This window comes from Bradyrhizobium sp. (genome assembly GCF_035309285.1).
Classification (GTDB): Bacteria; Pseudomonadota; Alphaproteobacteria; order Rhizobiales; family Xanthobacteraceae; genus Bradyrhizobium.
Genome location: NZ_DATGFH010000008.1, coordinates 80649 through 100366, shown reverse-complemented (window position 1 = coordinate 100366; position 19718 = coordinate 80649). Strand labels below are relative to the sequence as shown.

The following is a 19718-nucleotide window of genomic DNA, read 5'->3' as shown; positions in this document are numbered from 1 at the left end:
ATGCTCGTCGGTCGCTACTTCTGCTGAATGCGATTGAGATAATCGATAACAGCCAGGATGCGTGTTCGCACGACCACCTCTGGGCTTTGCTCGGGCCCGAGCATCTTCCAATAGGTCGGATCAACATTGTGAGGCGGGTTGATAACGGGGTTGAACCGATACCCCCAAATTGGCATTTCACGACTGCCGTGAGCCGGCATTGTCTGCAATCCATCTATGGTTTCATACACAGCATTCGTGGGAAAGACCCCGTTGTTCTTTTTGGCCAACATCGTCAAATCGGGGGGCGGTACCCTGAGCTCTTCGCTGACGGGTCCTTTGCCTTTTCCATCCGTCCCATGACAACTCGCGCACGAAGACTGAAATTCCCACTTACCGATGTCGAAGTCTTCAGCCTGAGCCGCAGCAGCGAAACCGGCGGCAAGACTGGCAATCATCAACCATTTTACAATATATCTGATCATGTCGCGCTCCGAGGCCAACGGCGAGTTGTTCTTCGGCGGTCAATAGCTGCCGCCGAAATCAGTCCGCATGAAATGCCGGGATCTGTGCCGTTGGCTGCTTATTGGCCTCGGCGCTCAGGGCACGCAGGGTCGATTCGTTGGGACAATAGGTTGGCGCGGCGCACCTCCCCCGCCGCAGGTCTGCAGCGCAGCGCGCCTTGAAGGTGCACAGGCTGCACACGCGCTGCATGTCGCGAAGCACGTCGTAGCTCGAGGCCGCGAGCGTATTCTCGGAAATGCCGATATATGCAAGACGCTTTCCTAAGGACTCCAGCGCGCTCGGTGGCGTCACGGCCAGCGCGTTGAGTTCAGCAGGCGAAAGATTCAGGTCACGCGCAACTGCCTCGAACTGCTGGGCGTCCAAGCGGCCCAGCTCGTCCCATCGGGAAAAGGCCCTTCTCGCGCGATCCAGCAGATCGCCAAGAAATGAGTCGTCTCGGCTTCTTGTTGCCTGAGAAATCATTTTGGCACTCCTTTCGCGTTCAGCCGGCGATGTCCTCGGCCGGCTCGATATAGAAGCCTGAATAACTGTCAACGAAGGACAGATGATCGTGCACCTCCTTGACGCCCGCGACGTTTTCCGCTGCCACAATCGCCGCCTGTCGCGAACCGTCATTGACGATAATCCCACGCAGATGGACAACGCCGTTGCGTACCGTCACCTGCAGGCCGATCGGCCGCCAGCCGGTGTTGGCAATCGCTCGCGTGATGCGGTCTCGGATATGATCGTCGTCGGCAGTTGGATCCGGCACCTCTCGCGCCAGACTCGCAACCGCCTGCAGCAGGTTCGCCCGCGTGACGATACCGACCAGCCGCTCTCCACGCACGACCGGCAAGCGCTTGACATCGTTTTTCTCCATCAAGCTCACGAGCTCTTCGAGTCCCGTATCCTCCGCAACCGTCACCAGATCGCGCGTCATGACTTCTCCGATTTTTCGCCCGTGCTGGTGGATGAACTCGTTAGCCTCGCGGCTCGGCCCGATGAAGAATTGCAGCCAGCGCGGGCGCCTGCGCTGCGTAGCGATCTCGGAACGGCGGAGAAAATCGCTTTCGGAAACAATTCCGATCAGCTTGCCACGCTCGTCGAGCACCGGCAGCCCGCTGATGTGATGCTCGAGCATCAGCCTTGCTGCCTCGACAATCGAAGTATCTGGCCTCACCGTGATGACGTCCTTTGCCATGATCTGATGCGCGCGCATACTGATCCTCCCTTGCCTTAGGTCGAGGAGATCGTATGCCCGCGACGCGTGACGCGCTTGATCCAGGTCAAGGCACGACGCTGTCGGCCCTGCGAACGTCATCCTGTGAGAAACAGGAGATGCAGATATGCCCGCATCAACGATGATCGTGATAGCCGCGGTGGTCGCCGCCTTCACGTTGTTGGCTGCCGCGCTGGTCTGGGCAGACGTGCAGACGCGCGGCCCACGACGCCGGTCTCGATCAGGGCCGTGAGCGCGTGAAACGCCGGCTCTTCTGATCTGCCGGCTTTCCAGCCCAACCCGAGGGCTAGCCCTTTCGATGCACCCAGCGGCGCCAATGCGTCGGTCTGACCGCTATTCGCTCTCGTGTTTCGGCCTTGACCCAGCCATTCGGCGCCCGGCGACATGCAAATACCAAGGGATGCACTTGGCCGTCCTCAATCACGGCAAGCTCCAGATCGGTCCCGAACGGCGCCGTTGCAATCGTCTCCCACACTGTCCGGTCGTCCATCGGGTCCGTCTTATGCATCCGGGGAATCGTCGCTCCCTCTACGGCGAGCAGCCTTTAATTTTAAGACCTTCCGGCGCCTGATTATTGATCTGCGTCAAAACGCTTATGCCGGCTTCCGCAGCCCTTCTGCGCACAATCCAACCGTCGCGCTGTTTGCGCCAGCGCAACGAAAGCTGACGGCGCGGCGTCAGATTGTCACTATGAGAAGGATTGCCCTACCTGCAGCCGAGGTCAGCGCCGATGAAGTCATGCGAGTATGGCCCGCTGCCATTCCCGTTTTTCTCGACTTCAATATGCATTGCGTTGGCTACCCGATCGCCACGTTTCATTCGGTCGAGGAGGCTTGCCGCGAGCACGGCGTCGATCTTGCAACGTTTTCGCGTTGCCTGTTGGCGGCCGCAGAAAGTTGTCAACCGCCGGAGGCGCCAGTGAGGGGACGGACCTGTCCCTCTGCAAGGGCGAACAGCTTGTGAGGATCGCGCAGCACGATTCGCTGGCGTCCGCCCTCGATCAAATCCTGCTGCTCCCACGCACTGAGGATCCGGCTGACGGTATGCAGCGTCGAGCCGATCATCTCCGCGATATCCTGACGGCTGACCGGGAAATCGATCTCTATGCCCGCGCCAGTTCGGCGCCCCGCCTGCTTGGCAAGTCGCAGCAGCACGTGAGCGACGCGTTGCTCGACCTGCTCGCTGGACATTTCGAGGACGCGGGCCTGGATCTCTTGCAGCCGATGACCAACCGTCCGCAACGCATTCACGGTCAGGCTCGGGAATTTTGCCGTCAACCTGGGCCATGCCGCCGATGGCCAGCACAGGGCGACACTCTCGACCGCGGCGATTGCAGTAGCTGGATATGTCTTCAACGCGAGCGCCGGTGCCACGCCGAAGATCTCGCCGGGCGAAACGTAACGGACTACGACCTGCTGTCCCTGCGGCGTCGTCTTCTCAACCCGCAGATGGCCATGCAGCAGGACGAAGAACGCATCGGCGTCGGCGCCCTGATTGAACACGGCCGTATCTTTCGGATATCTAATCGAGCGGGCTTCACGCAAGGTCTCGTCGAGCTCGCCGGAGGCAAGCCCGGCGAACAAGGGGATATCGGCCACAACCGAGCGATCAATTGCCGACATTTTCCTCTCGTCGTAGCGGCTTCACTGCATGGATGGAACCACGGACATTCGGCGGGGACATTGCGCTAGCTCAAATCCAATTTCGCAGTTCCGCGCGATACTTGATGAATTGCCTCTTCAAATCGAAAGGGCGAACCGGGAGGCTCCATGGCAATATCAAGACTTCGCGCGTATCAGGGACCTGCCCTCCTCTCCTACGGTTTCCGCCCGTTCTTCCTACTCGGTTCGATCTACTCCGGTGCGATGATTCCTGTTTGGTTGTGCGTGTTCCAGGGCGAGCTAGCGCTTCGCACAGCCTTCGTCCCGCGCGACTGGCACGTTCACGAAATGCTTTTTGGTTACGTCGCAGCCGTTATCGGCGGCTTCCTGCTGACGGCTGTTCCAAACTGGACCGGACGCCTTCCCCTGCAGGGCGCCCCGCTCGCCGTGCTGGTCTCGAGCTGGCTCGCCGGACGGATCGCGGTCTGTATGTCGGCATGGATTGGGTGGGCATTCGCCTGCGCGATCGATGCGGCATTCCTTGCGCTGCTCGCGGCGGCTGCCGCGCGCGAGATCATCGTCGGCAGACAGTGGGGCAACGTGCCGGTGGTGGCGATCGTATCGCTCTTTGCGGCCGGCAATATCGCGTTTCACATCGAAGCACATCTTGGCGGTCTTGCCGAATATTCGACCCGCTTTGCGATCGCGCTGGTCATTACCCTTGTTGCCCTGATCGGCGGACGCATTGTTCCGAGCTTCACCCGAAACTGGCTTGCACGGCAGCGTCCCGGCCATCTGCCTGCGCCTGTCGGTCGCTTCGACGCCGTCGTGATGGTGGTCAGCATGATTGCCCTAGTGGGCTGGATCATCGCTCCCGCAACGGCAGCGAGCGGTATTGCGCTGATCATCGCTGGTTGCCTTCACTTGGTTCGCCTGGCTCGCTGGGCCGGGTACCGGACCATGCCCGACCGCCTCGTTCTCATCCTGCATCTTGCCTATGCCTTCGTACCGGTCGGCTATCTTCTCGCGGGGCTGGCAGCCTTCGATGCACTTCCGCCGAGCGCCGGTATCCATGCCTGGACCGGCGGCGCGATCGGTTCGATGACCATTGCGGTCATGACGCGCGCGACGCTCGGACATACCGGGCGGGCGTTGAGAGCATCGGTCGGCACGCAGTGCCTTTACGCCGCGGTCATTGTAGCGGCCCTGATGCGGATTTCCGCGTCGCTTGCACCAGAGCACATGCAGGTCTTGCTGGCGACAGCCGGGACTAGCTGGACGCTGGCTTTCCTCGGCTTTGCGGTCATCTACGGCCGCGCACTCTGCATGCAGCGAGTGGTCTGACCACAGCGTTATACAACGCGAGATCTGGCACTTTCACCGGTCCACACTCGCGGCGGCCTCTCGAAACGAGAGCGGGACCGTGCTGGACGAAGTCACGACAGGCGTTAACGAAGGGTGATGAGATCGTCCACTGACATCACTCCGGGAGCGGACCAGGCTGCATCTTCGGCGGCACTGCGTTCGGTCCAACTGTGAACCCTGCCTTCCAACACGACGTGATCGCCGCCTGTGACAGAAACACGAATTGCGCCGGCGTCAAGTTCGGCCTGTCGTTTCAGTGCCGCCTCGATGTTGGCCTTGACGTCTGCCGCAACCACGCGCGGCTTAAGTGTCATCTTATTTGTAACGCCTACGATGCCCGAGAGCTTGCGAACGGAGTCTTCGGCAGCCCGCTTTTCAAATTGCCAATTCACCTCGCCACTGAGCGTGATCCAGCCGGCTTCAACCAGGACATCGATCTGATACGGAGAGACGGTCGAATTCCATTTCAGAATATCGAGTGCTCGTTTGGCGATTTGATCATCTTCGGTCTTGGATTGGAAGGGATATCGAATCTCGATCTCGTCGGCGATGGCATGTACACCCTTGACGCGCCGCGCCGCGGCGACGGCCGCGAGCTTCTGGGCGTAGCTTTCAACGTAGCCGGAAAGAGTGACGACGCCCCTGTCGACGGCGACGCCGATATGCACTCCATCGAAACTTGGATCGAACTCGAATTCGTCGATCACGTCCTGTCTCAGGAACTTGTCGTTCATGCACGCCTCCGTCAAAGCCAGTCCTTTTGAGCACACTTAATTTTGCCGATTGTTGGGGCCTTCGTATTGATCCACGTCAACTTACCTAAGCACATCCTGTCTATCGTTGATTGACCTTTGAGATCTACCTATGCGTGCTCAAGAGATCATGTCACGGCATGTCATCACGATTGGTGCTGACGCTCCAGTGACTGAGGCCGTCAAAACCATGCTATTTCATCACATCAGCGGCCTTCCAGTCGTCGACTCCTTCGGCAAACTGGTCGGCGTTCTGTCAGAAAGCGATTTCATACGACGCGCCGAGATCGGCACGGAGAAAAGACGAGGCCGCTGGCTTGCGTTGCTGGCCGGTGCCGACCAGATCGCGATCGATTTTGCCCGGCAACAGGGCCGCAAGGTCAGCCACATCATGACACCAAACCCGATCACGATCGGCGAGGACACGTCGCTTGAGCAGATCGTTCGCCTTATGGAGTCGTGCAACGTCAAGCGCTTTCCGGTGATGCGCGGCGACGAGATCGTCGGAATGGTGACGCGTGCTGACTTCTTGCCGGCCATCGCAAACTCTGCGCTCGACATCCCCGATGCGTCGGGCGTCGACGATGAGATTCGGAGGTCGATCATAGCGACCATATCGCATGCATCCTGGCGGCCGTGCGGGCTCAACGTGAGCGTTCACGACGGGATCGTAACCTTGAGGGGCGTCGTCAGAAGCGATAATGCCCATAAGGCGGTGATCATCGCTTCGGAAAATGTTCCTGGCGTCAAGAGGGTCGACGATCAGCTGTCAAAAATCATCCACCCGCCGCCGGAGGAAGACTACGGAGGCGGCGACATTGTTTCCTTGGAGGAAGAGCCCTCGACGGTGGATGACGAGCCATTGTGAACGGCAGTGCCAACGAAGCGCGCGTCGGCACGGAAAGTCAGATGTTTGACCGAGCGTGACAAGCTGTAGGCGATCTCGCTAGAGCGGCGCAATATTTGACCTATCGCAATGCTCACCGAAGCGCCAAGTGTAGCTTCTGCTGAAACCGTATGGGAGCAGAGCGATGAGCAATGGTGAGCGCGATCACTGTCCTTACTGTCACCGCAAGTTCGAAATCATGAAGATGAAGTTCAGCTTCGATGGCCCAGCGACGGTTTGGACCTGTCCGAATTGCGCGCTTGTGCGGACTGCGCCGTCGCGTCCCCTTTGCCTGGAAGCTGGCTTCTCGTGCTTTCGCCAAGGAGGCAACGATGCTCGCACTGTCGTTCGCTCTGGTGAGCGTGGGCTTGTTCGGCGCTCACGTGTGGGAGCTGTCTCTCCATAGAAGAAGGGAAACGGTTCGTCGACGCGATCAACGCGTTCCACGGTAGGTAAGGATCGGTGCCGAAGGCAGCGAAGCCCCCATCGCCTCACCGCCTGCGCGCTTGTTATTGGCCACCGCGATGAGGGAGGCAGCTCTCTTATGACTCGACATAACATCCCGTTAGGCAAGATCCTCGGTATTCAGATCGGTCTAGACTATTCCTGGTTTGTGATCTTCGCGCTGCTCACCTGGATGCTTGCGAGCAGCTACTATCCCGACGAATTCAAGCACTGGTCGCCGTTAATGTACTGGATGACCGGTGCGGCGACGGCCATCATGCTCTTCGTGAGCGTGCTGCTGCACGAGCTCGGGCACTCGGTGGTGGCGCTTCGGTACAGGATTCCCGTGCGCAGCATTACACTCTTCCTTTTTGGAGGGGTCGCACAGATCGGGGCGGAGCCGCCCAGCGCCGTCGCCGAATTCCTTATCGCGATCGCAGGCCCGCTCGTCAGTCTCGCCCTGGCGGCCTTTTTCTACGCGGCACAATCACCGATTTCCGGCGTCGAGCCTCTCCTCGGTCTGGCCAAGTATCTGGCCTACATCAACACGGCCTTGGTGTTGTTCAATTTGATGCCCGGCTATCCGCTCGATGGTGGCCGGGTCTTGCGAGCCGTCGTGTGGGCGATCACCGGAAACATGAGCCGGTCGACCCTCATCGCGGCAAACGTCGGCCGGTTTTTTGCCTTCTTCCTGATCTTTGCAGGCACCTGGCAGATATTCAGCGGCAATCTTGGTGGAGGGCTTTGGATCGCGCTGATCGGCTGGTTCCTCGACAGTGCTGCTTCCGCCCAGATACAACAGCTCGCGCTTCGGGGGCTGCTGACGGGCCATCGCGTTTCGCAAGCCATGAGCGCACATTACGCAATCATTCCGGAAGATCTAACGCTCCAGCAATTGGTGGACGAGCTGATCCTTGATAGCGGGCAACGCAGTTTTCTTGTTAACCGGGGAGATAAGACGATCGGTTTGATAACTCTGCATCAGATCAAGGAAGTGCCGCGCCGGGAATGGGCGACAAAGCGCGCTGCCGAGGTGATGCTTCCCTTCGAACAGTTGACCTGCACCAGTCCCGACGCCGAGCTGTGGTCCGCCCTCCAGAAGATGGACCGGAATGGAGTGAACCAAATGCCCGTCGTCCGGGCTGAACACGTCGTCGGCATGTTGAGCCGGGAAGACGTCATAACCTTTCTGCGCACGCTTCAGGATTTCGGAACCTCGACCGACACAACGACCGGACGCTAGGTGTCTCAATGCTTCATTCCGTGCGCAGCGGATTCGAGGCCCAGGCACCCGGTGCTCCCGCAACAAAGCCGATTGCGGCCGTCACCAGTACGAGAATGACGGCTCTGACATGGGCTCGATGACGTAAACGGGCTTGATGAAGTGCATCCAAAAGACAAAGTCGGCGACGCGCTGAGCCCACCCTGGCGCAACAAGCGCGGACCAGCAAAGATGCCGGCCGCTCAATATGATTCGACGACGAACCCCGTCTTGTAGACATTGATACGAGCATGAGTCATCTTTGTGATCCCTGGGTTTTCAGTTACGCTCCGATCGCATATTCATAGATGTCTTCCTCCTGGGCGTTATGGATGCGCACAAGGGCCTCGATCGATTCGATGACCCTTTGGGCGTCCCTGATCAGGTACGGATCGATATCCTCTGGCCGAAGTCCATCGGAGAGCCGTCGCAGGAGACGCGACAGGTGGATGATCTCGCGATGCGCCCGGCTCATCGCCCCAAGTCCATGCCGGTCCGCCAGGTACCTAGCGACGTGCGGATAGACCTGACTTTCGTCGTCCCGCTCGTGGGTTACGATCTCATTCGCAACGATTCGATCTGCTTCCGAAACCATGGCGACAGCGCCGGCCCCTTCTGCGCGGTCCAGCGCGTCTGCAATTTCCCTCAAGCGGTCGAGTGTCGGCTCCAATCGCTCGTGATCTGTTTGAAGAGAGCTCACCGCCTCGACGGGCATCGTTCGCCGACCGTTCGCATGCCCTGGCCTCAGCGCACGCAAGGCATTGAGGATGACGGCGACGTCGATTACTTCCTGCGTCAGGGCGCCGGCGACCGGAGGCAGCCATCCGATTGCGGCGAACGCCATTGCGAGCCCTGACAAGGCCATTCCCGAAATGATGCTCTGCAGGGCGATCGAGCGAGTCCGCTTCGCAATGGCGATCGCATCGGAGATGCGATCGAGACGATCGACGAGGATGACGACGTCGGCCGCCTCCGAAGAGGCGCTCGCACCTCGCGCGCCGAGCGCGATGCCGACGTTCGCAGCCGCCAATGCCGGCGCATCATTGATGCCGTCCCCGACCATGACTGTGACATTGCGGCGCTGTTCGGTAGCGACGGCATCGACCTTGTCGGCAGGCTCCCTGTCCGAAAGAACCGCATCTAGATCAAGTGCGGCGCCGATCGTCTCGGCTGCCTCTGCCCGGTCACCGGTCACCATCACGATTCGTGACACTCCGGCCGTCCGCAGTGCCTGAACGGCACGCGGTGTTTCGCGCCGAAGTTCGTCGCCAAGCAACAGGGCGCCGATCGTGCGCCCGTCCACGGCGACGAACACGCTGAGTGCCGAACGCCATGCGGCGCGTCTCAGGGCCCGAACCACCCATGCCTCCGGCTTCTGAGACCCGATGACGAGCTGATGCGATCCGACTCGGATCATGCTGCCGTCGATCACGCCCTCCAGACCCGCTCCCATGGTTTCGCGGACTTGTGACGCGGTGCTCAGTTTGAGGCCCTTCGCATTCGCGGCCTGGACGATCGCTACCGCAACGATGTGATGTGATGCCTGCTCCAGCGATGCGGCCAGCCGAAGGACTTCGTCCGCTCGATGGCCGGGAGCAACTTCGATTGCAACGAGGCGGGCGCCACCGACTGTCAGCGTGCCGGTTTTGTCGAACATCACGGTATGTGTTTCGGCGAGTGCCTCGAGGGGGCCGCTGCCTTTGACGAGAATCCCGCGCCTTGCGGCCCGTGCAACCCCCGATATGAAGGCAACCGGAGCTGCCAGAATAAGCGGGCACGGCGTCGCGGCAACCAGCACGGCAAGCCCACGGATGGGATCGCCAGACAAAAGCCAGGCGCCGCCGGCGATAAACAGAGTTATTGGCAACAGCAGGAGCGCATAGCGGTCTGCCAGCCGGATGAAGGGCGATTTTGCCGTCTGCGCAGCATTTACCATCCTCAAAATACCCGCGTAGGTGCTGTCGCCGGCGGTCGCTGAAGCGCGGATTTCGAATGGTCCGCCTGCGTTCAGCGAGCCGCTGCGCGCCGGTTCTCCCGCCGACCGCGACACCGGTATGGGCTCGCCGCTCAGTGCAGACTCATCGATGGTCGCCGTTGCGCTGGTAATGACCCCGTCGACCGGAACGACCTCGCCACCCCGCACCAGGACGACATCGCCGATGGCGACCTGCTCGATGGGCGTATCCGTGATCATCGATCCGGATCGGCGGTGGGCAATCCTCGGAGCGCGGTCAATTAACGACCTGAGATCGCGTTGGGCTCGAGCGACGGCAATGTCTTCGAGTACGTTGCCGCCCGCATACATGATGGCGATGACGATCCCGGCGAGGGCCTCTCCGAGAACAAGGGCGCCGGACATCGAGACGAATGCGATCGAATCAACGCCCATGCGACCTGCCCGGAGGTCACGCACCATCGTGGCAAGCAAACCGGCAACGACCGGAATGGTGCCGCCGACCCAACACCACTCTGCCAGATCGGCTACGCCGGCGCCCCACGCCGCCAATCCTGTAGTAAGGCCCGCGAGCGCAATAGCGATGAGCGTTCGTCGAAAAAATCTTTCAGACCACAGCAAGGGCAAGGGCATCCGCAGAGCTCAGGAGCTGACAGCGCCCGACATTGTCTCTGGGATTCCGACGTCCAAGTTGATTGAAATCAATGGGGACAATCCGCCAGGCGATCATGGACGACTTTGCTGCCGCAAACCGACCGCGCAAGTTCACTTGTGCCGGCATGAGACTGGACCGGGGGGCAGGAGATCGGGTTGGATCACGACGATCTTCGGCGAAAGCTGCACATCTCTAACGGTGGCTGGAGATAGACTTTCGACATCCCCCTCTCGCCGAGACGATTCTCTGCCTCATTCGCGCAGCGCGCTTTATCGGGAACAGGATCCGTTGCGAGCGTGAGACCGATACGCGACAGCAAGTCTCATCCCAGATATGTGATACCCGGATTGTCGTCCACACCCTTCAGGGTGACGCCCGCGCCGGTCTGCTCGGGTAATTGTCCGGAGCGCAGATGCTTGACGAAGACATCCCAGACTGGCGCGCCCTTCTGCTCGTTCACCGAAGCCCATCCGGCGACCTTATAGCTTTTTGCGGATTCAAGCGGACGTCCATCGGCAAGCTTCAAGTCGGAAATACGCCGTCCGACGCTTTCCGAAGGGGTGCACGCATAGGACAGGCCGCCCGTACGCACCATGTCACCACCTTGCTGGCGGTAGGGATCGGGATTGAAGATGTTGTCGCAGACGTCCTCCAACACATCCTTGATCTGGCTGCCCGTCATTTCCTGCACATAGGTTTCCGGATAGGTGACCGCGGTCTCCGACAGCACGTCTTCCCTCGTGATGGCCTGGCCAGGCAGCACGCTGTTGCCCCAGCGGAACCCGGGCGAAAAGGCAATCTCGGTATCGAATTCCGCCAGCAGCGCCTCGCAGATCAACTGATCCATGGGGCCCGAGAAGTTGCCGCGACGATAGAGCAGGTGCTCGGCGGTCGTGATCTTCTCCGCAAGCATGGAGGCATGGGGCGCACGCAGCTTGTCGATCAGCGTCGCCATTGGCGCATCCGGCTTCAGCAAATCCGAGAAGACCGGAAGCAGGTGGTAGCGCAGGTCGGTGAGCCGTCCCTTGGCGATCTCGAGATCGAGCACGGCAAGGAATTTGCCGGCCGAGCCGGCATTGGTCACCAGCGTCTTGCCACCGGCATTCTTCACGGGGATCGGCTGCGGGACGGCGTCGTGGGTATGGCCGCCGAGGATCACGTCGATGCCGGTAACGCGGCTGGCCAGCTTGAGGTCGACATCCATGCCATTGTGCGACAACAGCACGACCGCATCGACCCTGTCATTGCCGCGTAACCCGTCGACAACCTTCTGCATGGCCTCGTCATGAATTCCGAAGGTCCAGTCCGGCGTGAACCGCCTGGGATGAGCGATCGGGACATAAGGCAAGGCCTGGCCGATCACGCCGATGCGATAGCCGCCGACCTCCTTGATCGTGGCCGGCTTGAACACACGCCCAGAAGCCTGATCGAACGCCGGTGCGTCGTTGAAGGCGGCTTCATCGGTTAAGAAGACATTTTGAGCGAGGAACTCGCCCTTGAAGTGTGCAAGATTGTCGCGCAGCACCTGCTCGCCATAGGTGAATTCCCAGTGTCCCGTCATCGCCTCGATGCCGAGCAGGTTCGCGGCCTCCACCATGTCCGCGCCTTTCATGATGTTGGCGAGCGCGCTGCCCTGGCACAAATCGCCGCCGTCGAGCAGCAGGGAGCGGTTGGGTCCGGCATCGGCGCGCAGGCGATCGATCAGCGTCTTCAAATGGGCGAACCCGCCCAGCCTGCCGAAGCGCGGCGCCGCTTTCTCGAAATCAAGTGACGTGAAGGCATAGGCTTCGGCGCTACCCGGCTTGATGCCGAAGCGGTCGAGGAAGGCCGTGCCCACGAGATGCGGCGGATGACCCGCCATCGTGCCGACCCCGAGATTGACGCTCGGCTCGCGGAAATAGACCGGCAGCAATTGTGCGTGCGTATCCGTCATGTGCAGGATGCGCGCATTGCCGAAGCGTTCGAGATCGTAGAGGCTCGCGCTGTCAGCGCTGCGTGCGACGCGCGGGAAGCCGCCCGACAAGGCGAGCGCCCCCGAAAGTGCAAGGAAATTCCGGCGATGGATTTGCATCGCGCCTGCTCCATATCCTCTAGAGAGTTCAGCGAACTTCCGCGTCCTTCCAGCGGTCTTTTTCGCTGGCGGCCTGGAAGATAGCTGCTTTCGCCAGCGCCTCGGCTTGCTTTGCCGCCGCGATGGCCTGGTCAAAATTGCCGGCGTCGGCCGCCTTCCTGGCCGCCTTCAGCGCGGCTTCGGCAGTCGTCCATTGATCGCGGATGGCGTCCGCCTCCTTCTCTGCCGCAGCGGCTGCCGCGTAAGCTGACTTGAAATCGGCTTCGGATGCGGCAAAAGCCGGGGCCGAAGCCGCGAGGAGCAGGCCCGAGATCAGCAGCAATGAACGCATCATGCGTGTGCGGTTTTCGCTCATGGCCGCGAGCCCGGACCGGAAATCGGCAGGCCGTTGCTCACATAGGAGAGGTAATATTCGAGATCGCGATATTCCTCGGACTGCGGCTCCAGCGCGACGGCGCGCACCTGGCTGTTGCAGGAGACGAACCGGCGGCTGATCGTCCCCATGCCGCCCCATTCGGAGCGATAGATCGGCATGGCGTTGAGAATTCCCAAAGCAGGCGCGAGGATCTCGGCGCGAATGCGCTCACCGGGGTTCTGCACGTGGCAGCTTGCGCAGGAGAAGTTGAGCTGGCCGCGACGGGTGTAGAAGTAACGCTTGCCGTTCTCGTAAGCCGCAAGCGCGCGCGGGTCGTTCGGGATCTTGATGTCCATCAGCTTGCCGCGCGAGGTATAGGCCATATAGGCCGTGAGCGCGGCCATGTCGTCCTTCATGTAGGAAAGCGGCGCTTCCCCGTTGACCTCGCGGCAGCGATTCAAGGCAAGCTCTAGCGTGATGACCTTGCCTTCCTTCTCGTCGAAATAGGGATAGTTCTGGCGAATGCCGATGCCGCCGTTTGAGAAGCAATCCGCATAAGTCTTGCCGTTCTTGAACGGCTTGGAAAACATCTCCTTGCCAGCTTCCAGCGCAAATTCATAAGGCGGAAACTGCTCCATGTCCTCCCACTGCTTGCGCATGTCCTGATTCATCGAATAGGGACCATTGACGAAGTCGTCCGGCTTCACCGTGGGAAATTTCTTCACAAAATAGTCGCGAAACGCCTTGGCGTCGGCCACCGGATCAGGCGTCTCACTGGCTGGAGCGGCGCGCGCGTTCAGCGCGAAAACGGCCAGCGCCAGAGCGGCCAGCGAAAGCACGGCCGTGCCAAGGCGAATTGGAGGTCCCGCGCGCATTTCTACTGGATCTTTGCGATGGTGCTGTCGGTCGCACCCTTGTTGTCGACCCAACTGATCTTGAGATCGTCGCCCTTCTTGGCGCCCTTGAACGAGAACTTGATGTAAGGGTCCTTGGCAACGGCAGGTCCCCAGTTGGCGACCAACACATTCTTGCCGCCATGTTCGAAGACGAGCTGATCGATGAAATGCGGCGGGATGAGCTGGCCTTTCGCATCCTTGACGTAACCGGAATCCATCGGGTGCTGAATCAGCGCCTGCACTTCGGTGATGTCTCCGCTCGAAACTGCGCGTACGCGTATGGTCGATGCCATGTCGATATCCCTCACTGTTGACGCATGATCTCTCCGGAAAATCCGCCTGCAGTTTTCCGGATGATGCGCGTTAACCGCCGCAGCCGCCGACGGTGACTTTGACTTCCTTGGTTGCGCTGTAAAGCTTGCCGCCGGACTCTACGATTGCCGTCACTTTGGTGGTCTTCGCCATTTTGACGCGGTTGGAGACGTTCGGCAGCGTGCTCTCGGGAATCTGATAATAGGCTGCCAGCGCGTTCGGATTCTCGCTCACCAGGAAGGCAATCGAGGTTACGTTCGCAAGCGTGGTCGTCGCCGAGATCGGGACCACAGCGCCGTTCTCGGCGATTTCCGGTACATCGAGCGCAATCTTGTCGGAAGCTTCCGTCGTCTTGCCGTAAAGCGCCTGGATGGCGTCCGTGTCGCCCTTCAGCGTGAACGCCTTCCCCGGGTACTTGTCGGCAGCCGCGGCCTGCGCGGGCGCGACATCGAGGGCGACGTTGCCGAGGCCCGCCAGCGCAACCAGGCCGGCGCCTTGCAGGACGAGGCGGCGCGTTGCACGAAAGCCGTTGTCTGCGGTCATAAACTGGTTCTCCTTGCGGCGCATGCTCGCAGTTCACAGGGTTTGCAGGAAATCCACCACCGCATTGATCTCCTGCCCGGTCAGGACGTGATTTCGTCCAAAGGGTGGCATAACGGTCTGCGGATTGCGTTTCGTTTCGTCGGTGACGATGGCCACGAGGTCGTTACGATCAGGATATTTGCTCTTGAGGTCCTTCAGCTCGGGCCCGATCGAGCCCGGCAGGTCACCGCCCCTGATCTGGTGACAGCTCAGGCAATTGCCCTTGCTGCGATCGAAGGCGATCTTTTGGCCCTCGGCCGCCGCCGATTGCGCCCACGCCGAAGGCGCGCCAAACAGCAGCATCAGCGCGGCGATTGCAGTCGAGACTTTCTTGATCAAGGGTTTGGCGATCAATGGCGTCGTTCCGATCAATGTCTATTTTGGCTGCATCGTATCGAGCGGCCCGGTTGTCCGCGGGGTCAGATCCTTGCCTTCGGCCGTAGAGCCGATCTTGACGTCCGCAGGGGTGGCGCATGCGCTCATGCAGGGCTTGTCCGCGGTATCCGGCCGCGGGTCGATCCAGATGAAGTTGTCGTGGTTGGGCATCTTGACTTTCGGCAAGCTGTTGCGGTCCGCAACGAAATCGCTTGGCACGATGTCGTTGAGGTTGAGGATGTAGGCGGTCAGGGCATAGACGTCGTCCGCGGGCAATGCGTGCGGAGCGGGAAATGGCATCGCCCGGTTGATGTAGTCCCATAGCGTCGGTGCGAACGGCCAGTAGCTGCCGACCGTGGGCTCCGGTCGGTCGGCCTTCAGCGTTCCCTGACCGCCGGCGAGCTTTGGGTAACGACCTTCGCCCTCGCCAAAGGTCCCGTGGCACGCGGCGCATTGATCCGCAAAGACGTCCGCCCCTTTTTGCACCGTGCCTTTCCCAGGCGGCAAGCCCTCGCCGTCGTCGCCGCGCGCATCGATGTTCCAGCCGGCGATTTCCTCGGGCGTGGCAATTCGGCCCAGGCCGTAGCGTCCGACCTGGTTCGTTCCGGCGACCGCAGCGGGGGCAACGGCAATGATCACGCTCGCAAAAATCAGGCCGACGCCAAGCATCAAGCCGCCTTTAGGCGATCTGAACATCAAACACCTTTCCGTCCGGCTTGACCTGCCACGTCTGAATTGAATTGTTGTGGTAGACCGAGTTGGTGCCGCGCTGTTTGCGCAGCTCCGCCATCGTCGGCTGCAAGTATCCGGTCTCGTCGATGACGCGCGATTCCAGCAAGGCCGGCTTGCCGTCCCAGTGCCACGGCAAGCTGAACCTGGTCAGCGCTTTCGACAGGACCGGTTCGTGCAGGGTCGCGGTCTGCCAGTTCATGCCGCCGTCCGTAGAGACGTCGACACGCTTGACCTTGCCGTTGCCGGTCCACGCGAGCCCCCGGATTTCGCAAAAGCCGGGCTTTTGCAACGGCATTTCCGGGCAGGGGAAGGTAATCACGGATTTGGCGTCGATCTGCCAGGTGAAGCCGCGCGCGGTGCCGTCCTGCATCAGATCGGTGTATTTCGACGTCTCTTCACGGGAGTACCACGGCTTGTCGCCGACCTTGATCCGGCGCAACCACTTGATGCTGATGTTGCCTTCCCAACCCGGAACGACAAGCCGCAGCGGATAACCCTGCTCCGGACGCAGCGCCTCGCCGTTCTGGGCATAAACCACGAGACAGTCGTCCAGGCACTTGCTGAGCGGGATGCTGCGGTTCATATGCGCGGCATCGGCGCCTTCGGCCATCACCCATTTGGCTTCCTTCTTGATTCCGACTTCGTCCAGCAGAGTGGAAAGCTTGACCCCGGTCCATTCCGAGCAGCTGATCATGCCATGAGTGAACTGAAGCGAATTCAACTGCGCACTGCGCCATTCCATGCCGCCATTGGCTGCGCACTCGATGAAGTAGACGCGCGAAGTCGATGGGAAGCGCATGATGTCATTCATGGTGAGAATGAGCGGGCGCTCGACCAGGCCGTGGATCATCAGCCGATGCTGATCCGGATCGATATCCGCTCGCCCGCCATGATGGCGCGCGAAGAACAGACCGTTCGGCGTGATGATGCCATGCAAGCTCTGCAGCGGCGCAAAGCTGACTGAAGATTCAGTCCCTGCGGTGAGCCAGGGCACGTTGCGCCGGATGACGCCGGCCTCGAAATCAGCGGGCTTCCCATAAGGCCTGTCATCCACGCCTGCGCCGAGCGACTGCGACCAGGATGGATCAGCGGGCGGCGAAGGCGGCTCGCCCGCGCGGGCGATGGCATCGAACATCATGCCGCCGCCCGCGGCGGCCGCGAGCTTCAGAAGCGAACGGCGTCCGATCCGCGTTCGACTGGACTGGGATGGTTTGGACATGGCCTGCATGTCCTTCCAAAATCCACCTTGCACGAGACCTCCATCTGGAAAGATATTTTCATCCCGCTTCATGGGCGAATATAGCTCCAGCCCAATTCCTGCAGTTCAGTCAGACGGACCACGCCGGATGCAACCATTGAAGCCTCTGGGACGATTGGAATTGCGTGACCTTCCGCTTCTTCCATTTTTTTCCTGGTTACGCCGCAGGCGGAGAACTTCACGGTTGATGGAAAGCTTCCCTCCTGGATGCGCTTCAACCGATCTTTGACTGGCGACTTGTCTTCGCGCAGCATGTTCAGGCCGGGCCCGAAGGCTACGACTTCGATCTGCGCCTCCTCACCCTTGCTGTTGAAATATTCGGCGGTGTTCTCAACGTTGTTGAGGACAAGATTCATGAGCGCGGGATCGTTCTGATCGACTTGAATGGCGATATGATGAGTCTTGACGCGGTCGGCTGCATAGCTACGCAGTCCAAAAAGCATGGCGCCAGCCAGCGAGGCGATCACGAGAACATGGGCGATCGGTCGCAAATTCATGGCTCGAACCCCATCAGAGGTATGCGACGCCATCCAACGATGAGCTGATCTCGCTGCGCCGCAATGCCAGGCGCGCGTGTCAGCGACATCCGAAGGAGACAGTCGACGATGGACAGTCTGATTGGCTCAAGCGCGGACACGTAGCCGAACGACAGCAACGCCAATGCCCACTGCATTGATCGACTCATGCTTCCACCCTCTTGACGGGCTTTGCCCGCAAGCCTTGTTGACGGACCTACAATCCATCAAATTCATTTATTATGATATGAATGGATATTGGATCGATCGTCAAGTACAATTTTGGTTCTCTGGTACATATGCGAATTTACTGATAGGTTTTGGCGGCCTGTCCAGAAGACGTTCGAAAAAGCAAAGCGGGACCCCTCATCGCATTCGTAGCCGGGTACCGGCGCACGCGCGGGGAGAGGTTGTGTGCCCGAACGCACCGACCGCGCATCAGGAATTGACGATCCATGCCACTGCCGAAATTGCAAGAAATCGAAGCGTCCGCCGAACTGGAGCAAATGATCGACAAGGCGCGCGAAGCCAGCGAGATGCTGAAAGCCCTCTCGCACGAGTCGCGCCTGCTCTTGCTGTGCATCCTGGCCGAAGGCGAGAAATCAGTGACTGAGCTGGAGCAGTTTATCGGCGCACGGCAATCGACGGTGTCGCAACAACTGGCGCGGCTGCGGCTGGACCGACTGGTGACGACACGGCGCGACGGAAAAGCGATCTACTACAGCCTCGCGAACGAAGACGTTCGCAAGATTCTGACCGCAATCTATGAGGTGTTCTGCGAGCCGGTCCGCCGCCGACGCCGCTGAAGGAGCGGTCGAGGGGTCCGGACCGGCCACAAAACGACGAGGTCTTGGAGGAAATGCTCACGCCGTCCGTCATTGCCTCTGTCTGTGGCCTTGGAGCTGGCGCGGTTCTCGGCTTTGCCGGGCGGGCCGGACGCTTCTGCACGCTGGCGATGTTGGAGGATGCGTTTTTCGGCTCTGATCCGACGCGCCTGAAATCCTTCGCGCTGGCGGCGTCCGTTGCGCTGGTCGCCACGCAGATGCTTGCGGCCGCCGGTTTCGTGGACCTTTCGCGGTCGATCTATCTCACGCATGCGATTCCGCTGGGCGGCGCGATCATCGGCGGCTTGATGTTCGGTGTTGGAATGGCGCTGGTCGGCACCTGCGGCTTCGGCACTTTGGTGAGGATTGGCGGCGGCGATCTCCGCGCCATCGTGGTGTATCTGGTGCTCGGGATGTCCTCGCTTGCGGCGATGCGCGGCTTGACCGGCTCTCTGCGGCTTGCGCTGACCAAGCCGCTGTCCCTGCACTTGGCCGACCGCACCACTCAGGGACTCGACTCCCTGCTTGCTCCAATATTCGGCGGGGGAGCGCGCACCATTGTCGTCGGGCTGTTCGCCGCGGCCCTTGGCGGTTGGTCGCTTTCCGACGGCAAGCTCGTGAAGTCGCCGCGGTTGCTTCTGTCGGGACTTGCCGTCGGCGCGGCGGTGGCCTTTGGCTGGTTTGCCACCGGATGGCTTGGCAACGACGACTTCGACCCGGTCCGGGTGACCTCTCTCACTTTCGTTGCCCCGCTCGGCGACAGTCTTCTTTATATCGCCACTTTCTCAGGCTCGCGGCTCGACTTTGCGATCGGCACAGTTGCTGGCGTAGTGCTGGGCTCGTTCATCGCGGCGCTGCTCGCGAGCGGTTTTCGGTGGGAAGCATGCGACGATGCGCGCGAGCTGAAGCGTCACATGTTTGGCGCGCTTCTGATGGGTACCGGCGGCATCATGTCGATGGGATGCACCATCGGACAGGGCCTCTCCGCGTTCTCCACGCTCGCCGTCTCGGCGCCCATCACCATGCTCGCGATTGCCGCCGGCGCCCGCCTCGGTCTCGAATACACCATGACCGGCGAATGGCGGCCCGCGGTTCGCAACCTTTTCGGAATACCTTCATAGCATAGCCGGATGGGACTAAGCCTTCTCCCGGTGCAC

22 protein-coding genes are annotated in these 19718 nt (G+C 60.6%); 7 read left to right on the top strand and 15 right to left on the bottom strand.

Going from position 1 to position 19718, the window contains the following annotated elements:
• Nucleotides 1–14: 14 nt before the first annotated feature.
• The 3 genes from VKR55_RS03140 to VKR55_RS03130 are packed head-to-tail and all read right to left on the bottom strand — an operon-like array spanning nucleotide 15 to nucleotide 1702.
• On the bottom strand, nucleotides 15–464 hold the full coding sequence (locus VKR55_RS03140) for a c-type cytochrome (RefSeq protein WP_324399559.1): 450 nt from the start codon (nucleotides 462–464) through the stop codon (nucleotides 15–17).
• A 58-nt stretch (nucleotides 465–522) separates the two neighbouring features.
• The gene (locus tag VKR55_RS03135; protein ID WP_324399557.1) at nucleotides 523–966 is read right to left on the bottom strand and encodes a hypothetical protein; all 444 of its coding nucleotides are present in this window, start codon (nucleotides 964–966) and stop codon (nucleotides 523–525) included.
• Between the two features lie 19 nt (nucleotides 967–985).
• Nucleotides 986–1702, bottom strand: a complete 717-nt coding sequence (locus VKR55_RS03130; RefSeq protein ID WP_324399555.1) for a CBS domain-containing protein — start codon at nucleotides 1700–1702, stop codon at nucleotides 986–988.
• Nucleotides 1703–1829: 127 nt separating this feature from the next.
• Between VKR55_RS03130 and VKR55_RS03125 the strand changes: the two genes are divergently transcribed.
• A complete protein-coding gene (locus tag VKR55_RS03125; protein WP_324399553.1) occupies nucleotides 1830–1955 on the top strand; it encodes a hypothetical protein in 126 nt (41 codons plus the stop codon).
• Between the two features lie 152 nt (nucleotides 1956–2107).
• Complete coding sequence (locus tag VKR55_RS32995; protein WP_414642291.1) at nucleotides 2108–2686, top strand: DUF1858 domain-containing protein; 579 nt, start codon at nucleotides 2108–2110, stop codon at nucleotides 2684–2686.
• Here the strand turns inward: VKR55_RS32995 and VKR55_RS03115 are convergent.
• Entirely contained in the window at nucleotides 2623–3345 is a 723-nt protein-coding gene (locus VKR55_RS03115) for a Crp/Fnr family transcriptional regulator (protein WP_324399551.1), read from the bottom strand. The genes VKR55_RS32995 and VKR55_RS03115 overlap by 64 nt on opposite strands.
• A 147-nt stretch (nucleotides 3346–3492) precedes the next feature.
• On the opposite strand from VKR55_RS03115, the gene VKR55_RS03110 reads away from it, so the two are divergent.
• Complete coding sequence (locus tag VKR55_RS03110; RefSeq protein WP_324399549.1) at nucleotides 3493–4668, top strand: NnrS family protein; 1176 nt, start codon at nucleotides 3493–3495, stop codon at nucleotides 4666–4668.
• 104 nt (nucleotides 4669–4772) lie between these two features.
• Here the strand turns inward: VKR55_RS03110 and VKR55_RS03105 are convergent, their stop codons facing one another.
• The gene (locus tag VKR55_RS03105; protein WP_324399547.1) at nucleotides 4773–5423 is read right to left on the bottom strand and encodes a BON domain-containing protein; all 651 of its coding nucleotides are present in this window, start codon (nucleotides 5421–5423) and stop codon (nucleotides 4773–4775) included.
• A 130-nt stretch (nucleotides 5424–5553) separates the two neighbouring features.
• On the opposite strand from VKR55_RS03105, the gene VKR55_RS03100 reads away from it, so the two are divergent.
• Nucleotides 5554–6309: a CBS domain-containing protein gene (locus tag VKR55_RS03100; protein WP_324399545.1), complete on the top strand. Its 756-nt coding sequence runs from the start codon at nucleotides 5554–5556 to the stop codon at nucleotides 6307–6309.
• 562 nt (nucleotides 6310–6871) lie between these two features.
• Nucleotides 6872–8014 (top strand): site-2 protease family protein, encoded by a 1143-nt coding sequence (locus VKR55_RS03095; RefSeq protein ID WP_324399543.1) that lies wholly within the window; start codon nucleotides 6872–6874, stop codon nucleotides 8012–8014.
• Between the two features lie 301 nt (nucleotides 8015–8315).
• Here the strand turns inward: VKR55_RS03095 and VKR55_RS03090 are convergent, their stop codons facing one another.
• The 10 genes from VKR55_RS03090 to VKR55_RS03045 form a co-directional block, all read right to left on the bottom strand.
• Entirely contained in the window at nucleotides 8316–10619 is a 2304-nt protein-coding gene (locus tag VKR55_RS03090) for a heavy metal translocating P-type ATPase (protein ID WP_324399541.1), read from the bottom strand.
• 344 nt (nucleotides 10620–10963) lie between these two features.
• The gene (gene soxB, locus VKR55_RS03085) at nucleotides 10964–12712 is read right to left on the bottom strand and encodes a thiosulfohydrolase SoxB (protein WP_324399539.1); all 1749 of its coding nucleotides are present in this window, start codon (nucleotides 12710–12712) and stop codon (nucleotides 10964–10966) included.
• Nucleotides 12713–12740: 28 nt separating this feature from the next.
• On the bottom strand, nucleotides 12741–13046 hold the full coding sequence (locus VKR55_RS03080; protein ID WP_324399537.1) for a hypothetical protein: 306 nt from the start codon (nucleotides 13044–13046) through the stop codon (nucleotides 12741–12743).
• Between the two features lie 17 nt (nucleotides 13047–13063).
• Nucleotides 13064–13942, bottom strand: a complete 879-nt coding sequence (soxA, locus tag VKR55_RS03075; protein WP_324399535.1) for a sulfur oxidation c-type cytochrome SoxA — start codon at nucleotides 13940–13942, stop codon at nucleotides 13064–13066.
• Between the two features lie 2 nt (nucleotides 13943–13944).
• Complete coding sequence (gene soxZ / locus VKR55_RS03070; protein WP_324399532.1) at nucleotides 13945–14256, bottom strand: thiosulfate oxidation carrier complex protein SoxZ; 312 nt, start codon at nucleotides 14254–14256, stop codon at nucleotides 13945–13947.
• Between the two features lie 70 nt (nucleotides 14257–14326).
• The gene (gene soxY, locus VKR55_RS03065) at nucleotides 14327–14818 is read right to left on the bottom strand and encodes a thiosulfate oxidation carrier protein SoxY (RefSeq protein WP_324399530.1); all 492 of its coding nucleotides are present in this window, start codon (nucleotides 14816–14818) and stop codon (nucleotides 14327–14329) included.
• Nucleotides 14819–14851: 33 nt separating this feature from the next.
• Nucleotides 14852–15160: a sulfur oxidation c-type cytochrome SoxX gene (soxX, locus tag VKR55_RS03060; RefSeq protein WP_324399917.1), complete on the bottom strand. Its 309-nt coding sequence runs from the start codon at nucleotides 15158–15160 to the stop codon at nucleotides 14852–14854.
• Nucleotides 15161–15232: 72 nt separating this feature from the next.
• Nucleotides 15233–15928, bottom strand: coding sequence for a c-type cytochrome (locus VKR55_RS03055; protein ID WP_324399528.1), 696 nt, complete (start codon nucleotides 15926–15928; stop codon nucleotides 15233–15235).
• Nucleotides 15912–17183, bottom strand: a complete 1272-nt coding sequence (gene soxC / locus VKR55_RS03050) for a sulfite dehydrogenase (RefSeq protein WP_414642290.1) — start codon at nucleotides 17181–17183, stop codon at nucleotides 15912–15914. Before soxC ends, VKR55_RS03055 begins: the two co-directional genes overlap by 17 nt.
• 68 nt (nucleotides 17184–17251) lie before the next feature.
• Nucleotides 17252–17719, bottom strand: a complete 468-nt coding sequence (locus VKR55_RS03045; protein WP_414642289.1) for a DsrE family protein — start codon at nucleotides 17717–17719, stop codon at nucleotides 17252–17254.
• Nucleotides 17720–18192: 473 nt separating this feature from the next.
• Between VKR55_RS03045 and VKR55_RS03040 the strand changes: the two genes are divergently transcribed.
• Both VKR55_RS03040 and VKR55_RS03035 read left to right on the top strand, forming a co-directional pair.
• The gene (locus tag VKR55_RS03040; protein ID WP_324399526.1) at nucleotides 18193–18543 is read left to right on the top strand and encodes an ArsR/SmtB family transcription factor; all 351 of its coding nucleotides are present in this window, start codon (nucleotides 18193–18195) and stop codon (nucleotides 18541–18543) included.
• Nucleotides 18544–18596: 53 nt separating this feature from the next.
• On the top strand, nucleotides 18597–19682 hold the full coding sequence (locus VKR55_RS03035) for a YeeE/YedE family protein (protein WP_324399524.1): 1086 nt from the start codon (nucleotides 18597–18599) through the stop codon (nucleotides 19680–19682).
• Nucleotides 19683–19718 lie beyond the last annotated feature (36 nt).